We start from the raw sequence: 5551 nt of genomic DNA on the forward strand, positions 1-5551 counted from the left end.
TGCCACCCTGGCCAGCGTCGCTGGAGCACCCTGCGCGCAAGCTGAGACTCGACACCCTGCTCACGCTGCTCGTCCGACTTCCGCTCATCGACAGTAGCGGACGTTCTGCGCCGCAGCATGTTCCGGCCGCCAGCGCCCCGCGCTGGCCGGTTCGGTCAGCGCGGTATGCGACAAAGTAGTGCGTTTACTGGCGACGTTGATCTTCGAGACACTGCCGCCGCCGGTTCGAACCGCGCGGGCTGCGGCAGCATACGACGCGCTAGGAGTACGACCGGCTCACGAAACCGTCAGGGCGGACCAGCACCGTCCCGTACGGCCAGCCTTCCACGACGTGGACCGGGACGTCGGCCTCCACGTCGGGATCGGCTGTGAGTACGCACCACTGCGATCCGACGAGATCCAGCGTGGACACCCCTTCGGCCACCCACATGTGCGGCAGGCGGGATCCCGGCGACCCGTCGAGGTCGAGGGTGACGTCCTCGGTGGAGGGGAGCTCCGCGCCGTCGTACCGGTAGCCCATGTGCACTACTGGTGCGTTGATCGCTCCCGCTGCCTTGCGCGCCTGTGCCATGTCCTTTCCCCAGTGCAGGGACGGGTCGTTGAACCGCAGGAGCGCCTGCTCCATCGTCATGAGGGCCACCGGATGGCGTTCCGTGTGATAAGTCTCGAGCAGCTCGGGTCCGGTCTCACCGCGCAGTACGTGCGCGAGCTTCCATGCCAGATTGTGCGCGTCCGCGATGCCGGCGTTCAACCCGAACGCGCCCAGTGGGGGGATCGCGTGCGCTGCGTCGCCCACCAGGAAGACCTGCCCGACGCAGAGCCGATCGGCCACCTGGCCGCGCCCCCGGAACCTGAGCACACTGCGGATCTCCACCTCGATCGACGGGTCGCCGAGCGCGGTGCGGATGAGGTCGGGAGTCGGCTCGGTGTCGAGGCGGGTGAGGAATACCCACTCGCGTTCGCCGTCGACGGTCACCAGCAGGCCGGTCGCGTCCGGATGCTCGATATTGCACATTGCGAACGGCTTACGCGGACGCAGATCAGCATCGAACAGGACACTCGTCGTCTCCTGACCGAGCACACCGGGACCGGTCAGGCCGATGCCGAGGACTTCCCGAACCCGGCTGCGCACACCGTCGGCGGCCACCAGGTAGCGCGCCCGCACGACACGCCCGTCGGACAGGGTCGCCGTGACGCCGCCGGAGTCCTGCTCGAACGAGTCCAGCGCCACGCCGAACTCCACGTCGCCCGCCTTGGTGATCAGTACGCGGTCGAGCCGGTTCTGTGCGCAGGTGCCGCGGATTCGGGCTGGGGTGTAGGTGAGCTCGGCAGCGGTTTTCGCCTTCCACTCAGCGCTTTCGGTGAAGTCGGCCTCGGCGAGCGTGCGCCCTCTGATCTTTCCCGCGCGCAAGTCGACCGCAGCCTCGTTGACCGCGTGATCCAGGCCGACCTCGCGCAGGATCTCCACCGACCGCGACCCGATGCCGGTGGCCCTGGGGTGGGGCGACAGCTGCGGCTTCTCCTCGACGACGAGGGGCTTGACGCCGTGGTGGCGCAACAGCACCGCGAGCATCAGCCCGACGGATCCGCCGCCGGCGATCAAAACATCAGTGGATACAGCGTTCCCGTTCATGGGCACACTGTATCCACTTCTGTAGACTCCTGTCCATGTCGCTTATCTGGGAACGTGAGCCGTACCGGTCGACAAGGCAGGCCCTGAGCGTGGAGCGCATCGTGGCCGCGTCGGTCGCCATCGCCGACGCCGAGGGGCTCGACGCGCTGTCGATGCGCCGCGTCGCCACCGAGCTGTCGACCGGCACGACCTCGCTCTATCGCTATGTGGACAGCCGCGACGACCTGCTCGACCTCATGGCCGATGCGGTACAGGGCGACCACGTGCCGCTGACGGGAGACTGGCGCGCCGACCTCGAGGCGTACGCCCACCACGAGCGTGAGCTGTGGCTACGGCACCCTTGGCTCGCCCCGCTGCTGGCCACCCGACCATCGCTCGGCCCCAACTGGCTGCGCGGCCTGGAACACGCCCTCACCGCAGCCGCCCCGCTGACCTCCGACATCGCCGACGCCGCCTCGGCCGTCGGGCTCATCAGGGACTACGTGCGCGGCGCGGTCATACGCGAACTCGCCGAGAAACAGACCCAGCGGCGCACCGGTCAGACCGAGGACCAGTGGCGCGCCGCCGTCGCCCCCTACATGCGCAAGATCATCGAAAGCGGCACATATCCCCGGGTTTCGCGCATGACCGAATCCGCCGACCTGAGCCCGGCCGAACAGTTCTCTTACGGCTTGCGCCGCATCCTCACCGGGATCGCGGACTCGCAGCAGACCGCAAAGTGATCACGAATGCACCAAGGCCGATCCCGCCCGAACGGGGAACCACCTACGCGACACACCACATTCGGATGTCCTCCGGCGCCACGTCTTCAGTTCTGGTTCCACCCCCGCCGGACCGAGCGAATCGGCGATCCTCCCGCTGGCGCGGACTCACTTACCCCCGTTGTTCTCAGGAATCGAGACCGTGCAGGCCGAGGGCTGGATCACTTTGACCACCGCGCAGATGACATTGACGACAGACCCGGCTGAACCCGTGGCCGAACCGGTCGACGGCGATTCGGCTGCGGCCGAACCCGTTCCGGCGGTGAGGGCCGCGGCGGTGAGCACGACGAGGGCAAGGGTGCGACGCATGAGTATTCCCCGATACTTGATGTGAAACAGTTGCGCTTCGCAAGATACTGCCTCACCCCGTACGGAGCACCTCGTTTCGGCCCGAAGTTTCAGCGACCAGGTCTGGCCCCGGTCACTTCTTGCAGACGGTCCCGGGCGTGCAGGTCGGATCCGAGGACAGGGTGGCCGATCCGGTGGTGAGCGCCTTGAAGAGTGTGTCGGCGGAGCCGGTGGAGTCCGATGCGATCGGGTCGGGCACGGTGAGCACAGCAGCACGACCCCGACCAGCAGTTTCTGCGCGGCCGTGGAGTCGGTGGCGGCGGTGCTGGGGTCAGTGGCCACCTCTTCGGCGGTGACGAACGCGATCATGTAGACGATCGCGGCGAACGGCTTCCACAGCAGGAACGCGCTGACCCGCGCCCACGACCTGCGGTGCCGGGACTGTTTCGGCGTCGTGTAATCGGCAGAAGCGGACGTTCCGCCGGCGTCGGATCGGCACGGCCAGTTGATCTTCCGATGCCCGGCGCTGGCCGGTTCAGTCAGCGCGGTATGCGGCAGAAGCGGATGTTCTCAGAACATTCGGCGAACTGGCCGAGAAAGGCGATAGTCGACCCGCCGGTCTGGGATTCGTTCACCGTGCCCGTACGATCCAGGGGCTGGGTGACCAGCACCGCCGCACTGGTCCGTTTTCGCCCCCTAGAATGATCTTGTGGAGCAACGTGATTCGCCGTATGCCGGGTACACCTGGTCTGAAGGGTATGGCCAGGCGAATTATCGGTCGCCGGTGCGATCGGTGGAGTATGCGCTCGTCTCTGTCGCCGTATTGCTGTCGCCCGGTGGCGGATTGGCCGGGAACCTGGCCTCTCTGGCCGATCAGGCGCTCAATATTCCGGACTGGGTCCGGGACCGATATCCCAATTGGCTCGATCTACCCGAACAGTCCGGCCTTGAGTTCGGGCGTACCGCTGTCCTCACCGGATTAGCAGGCGGGATTTGGGGCCTGGACCCGTTCCTGGCGTGGTTCGACTGGCGGGAATCCCCCGAAGACATCGAGGATCGATTGCGCCGCATCCCCTCACGCCCTGTGATGTCCTGGACCAAGAGCCCCGACTCGGCGGAGGGCCCCACGCAATATCCGAGTGACACTTCGGCCTACCTCCGTGAAATCGCCCGCCAAAGCCGCGAAGCGGGCATGGCTCTGGTCAGCATTACCAAAGGCGACTCCTACGCCCTCTGTTTCGTCCCACTGAACAGAACCGACCTACTCCTCGCCGACGCCAAGACCGCGGGCTTCACCCACGAGAACGACTGCGGCCTGGAACTCATCGATCCATAGCACGGGACCGCTCCGGTGGCCCGGGTTCCGAACGTCCGGGACGCGGCAATGCAGGATGTTCGGTCGCCATGCGTCATGGCCATTCGACCGTTCGTCAACGGTGACCGGGGTTCACTCGTCGTTCTCCGTCCACGGAACGAGGACCTCCAACCTGACATCGAATAGAAAAGGCAAGCCGGCGCGGCTCATCGTCCACCATGGGCAGACCGTAGCGATGTCGCCGTTGATCTCTTCGATCGTGCACCGAATGCTGACCGAGCGCGGGTAGGTCGACGACGGCAACAGCAGGTCGCTGCTGAAGATGACGCTCTTGTCGACCATTTGGTGGGGGCGACCGTGGGCGTCGACCAACTCGACCAGGATTAACCCCGGCTGTGGTTCGTCGGCAAGCCATCCAGTAGCAGTGGCAGGCAGTTCGCAATTGTCGCCCGTGGCCCAAGTCGGTGTCATGGCAGGACCATAACGGCGCGGTCGTACGAACGCGATCCAGACGACCACCTACTGCCTTCGCAGTAAATCGCAGGGTCATCTGCATGCACGCGTGTTGGGAACCTGCTGTCGGCCAACCGGTTCGGACAGTCGACCAACGAGCGGGTCGCGGCAGATTAGTGCGTTCACCGCAGGATGGATCAACACCTGCGCGATCTGACGCCGTGTCGGAGATGCCTGCTACGGTCTGATCCTGTTGAAGGGATGGGAAACTCGTGGGTGTCAGTATGCGGGCTTACAGCGTCGACGAGAAGGCGCTGCGTGGAATGATCGGCAGCGGTGATCGGGAGTTGCTGGAGCATTTGCTGAATCGGCTCGGGGCCGAACTCGACGATCTCGATGACCAGGCCGAAAGCTGGGGAGCATCAGTTCCCGCCAGGCAGGCGCTGACCACGATGATCCTCGACGCCGAGTATTGGAAGGACGTCCCGGATCGTTCCAGCGACGCCGCGATCTACATCTATGTCTTCGAAGCGATGTGCCAGCACTACGGCGCATCCTTGGAGAGTGGCGAATACACCATGAGCAATGAGTGGTTCGGCGAAGTCGAGGAGGCATTCGCTGACGTCGGCGTGTGCTGCGAACCGAGCGAGTACTTCCTGGGCGGGAACTTGCCGTTGCCTCGGGCGTTTCCCTATCCGACGGCCGGATGGGTCTCGTTGGATTCGATGGACCTGCTGCGGAACGAGATGGAGAAGGCGCTCTCAGCTGATGCGGATCCCGACGCACTCGACACCGCCGCCGAACTTTCCCAGTGGGCGCAGGATTGCCTGAGCACGCAACGGGATCTCGTCTGGTTCTTCTACTGACACGACCAAACACCCACTCATCGCCAGAGTAGTGCGTTCTGGCCGACGGTGGCGGTGGGCTTGAGATCAAAACCGGTCGGCCCCAGTGATCTTCAGGGCGACAGTTTGGCCGATTCGCACCGCGCTGGTCGCGGCATTACCGGATGTCCCGAGCTGCGGCGCGTCCGTATTGTTCAGGCGCGTGCCCAGCGGCTATCGCAGGACGTGTCCCACGGGGTTTCACTCGTCGTCGGGA

7 protein-coding genes are annotated in these 5551 nt (G+C 65.2%); 3 read left to right on the forward strand and 4 right to left on the reverse strand.

Going from position 1 to position 5551, the window contains the following annotated elements; all coding sequences use genetic code 11:
- Positions 1-259 precede the first annotated feature (259 nt).
- Positions 260-1633, reverse strand: coding sequence for an FAD-dependent monooxygenase (locus AB0L60_RS42205; protein ID WP_364626524.1), 1374 nt, complete (start codon positions 1631-1633; stop codon positions 260-262).
- 35 nt (positions 1634-1668) lie between these two features.
- On the opposite strand from AB0L60_RS42205, the gene AB0L60_RS42210 reads away from it, so the two are divergent.
- Positions 1669-2355 (forward strand): TetR/AcrR family transcriptional regulator, encoded by a 687-nt coding sequence (locus AB0L60_RS42210; RefSeq protein ID WP_364626526.1) that lies wholly within the window; start codon positions 1669-1671, stop codon positions 2353-2355.
- Between the two features lie 147 nt (positions 2356-2502).
- Here AB0L60_RS42210 and AB0L60_RS42215 read toward each other — a convergent pair whose 3' ends face one another.
- Together AB0L60_RS42215 and AB0L60_RS42220 are read right to left on the reverse strand one after the other, a co-directional pair.
- A complete protein-coding gene (locus AB0L60_RS42215; RefSeq protein WP_364626529.1) occupies positions 2503-2703 on the reverse strand; it encodes a hypothetical protein in 201 nt (66 codons plus the stop codon).
- A 112-nt stretch (positions 2704-2815) separates the two neighbouring features.
- Positions 2816-2941, reverse strand: coding sequence for a hypothetical protein (locus AB0L60_RS42220; protein WP_364626531.1), 126 nt, complete (start codon positions 2939-2941; stop codon positions 2816-2818).
- A 534-nt stretch (positions 2942-3475) separates the two neighbouring features.
- On the opposite strand from AB0L60_RS42220, the gene AB0L60_RS42225 reads away from it, so the two are divergent.
- Positions 3476-4018, forward strand: a complete 543-nt coding sequence (locus AB0L60_RS42225) for a hypothetical protein (RefSeq protein WP_364626534.1) — start codon at positions 3476-3478, stop codon at positions 4016-4018.
- 111 nt (positions 4019-4129) lie between these two features.
- Here AB0L60_RS42225 and AB0L60_RS42230 read toward each other — a convergent pair whose 3' ends face one another.
- Positions 4130-4468 (reverse strand): hypothetical protein, encoded by a 339-nt coding sequence (locus tag AB0L60_RS42230; RefSeq protein WP_364626536.1) that lies wholly within the window; start codon positions 4466-4468, stop codon positions 4130-4132.
- Between the two features lie 305 nt (positions 4469-4773).
- On the opposite strand from AB0L60_RS42230, the gene AB0L60_RS42235 reads away from it, so the two are divergent.
- Positions 4774-5316, forward strand: a complete 543-nt coding sequence (locus tag AB0L60_RS42235; protein WP_364626539.1) for a hypothetical protein — start codon at positions 4774-4776, stop codon at positions 5314-5316.
- Positions 5317-5551 lie beyond the last annotated feature (235 nt).

It is taken from the genome of Nocardia sp. NPDC051981, from assembly GCF_040680715.1.
Classification (GTDB): domain Bacteria; phylum Actinomycetota; class Actinomycetes; order Mycobacteriales; family Mycobacteriaceae; genus Nocardia.

What these genes read in the sequence shown, in the direction of transcription:
- AB0L60_RS42205 (WP_364626524.1), bottom strand. Translation starts at nt 1,633, where the DNA reads ATGAACGGGAACGCTGTATCCACTGATGTTTTGATCGCCGGCGGCGGA.
- AB0L60_RS42210 (WP_364626526.1), top strand. Translation starts at nt 1,669, where the DNA reads ATGTCGCTTATCTGGGAACGTGAGCCGTACCGGTCGACAAGGCAGGCC.
- AB0L60_RS42215 (WP_364626529.1), bottom strand. Translation starts at nt 2,703, where the DNA reads ATGCGTCGCACCCTTGCCCTCGTCGTGCTCACCGCCGCGGCCCTCACC.
- AB0L60_RS42230 (WP_364626536.1), bottom strand. Translation starts at nt 4,468, where the DNA reads ATGACACCGACTTGGGCCACGGGCGACAATTGCGAACTGCCTGCCACT.
- AB0L60_RS42235 (WP_364626539.1), top strand. Translation starts at nt 4,774, where the DNA reads ATGATCGGCAGCGGTGATCGGGAGTTGCTGGAGCATTTGCTGAATCGG.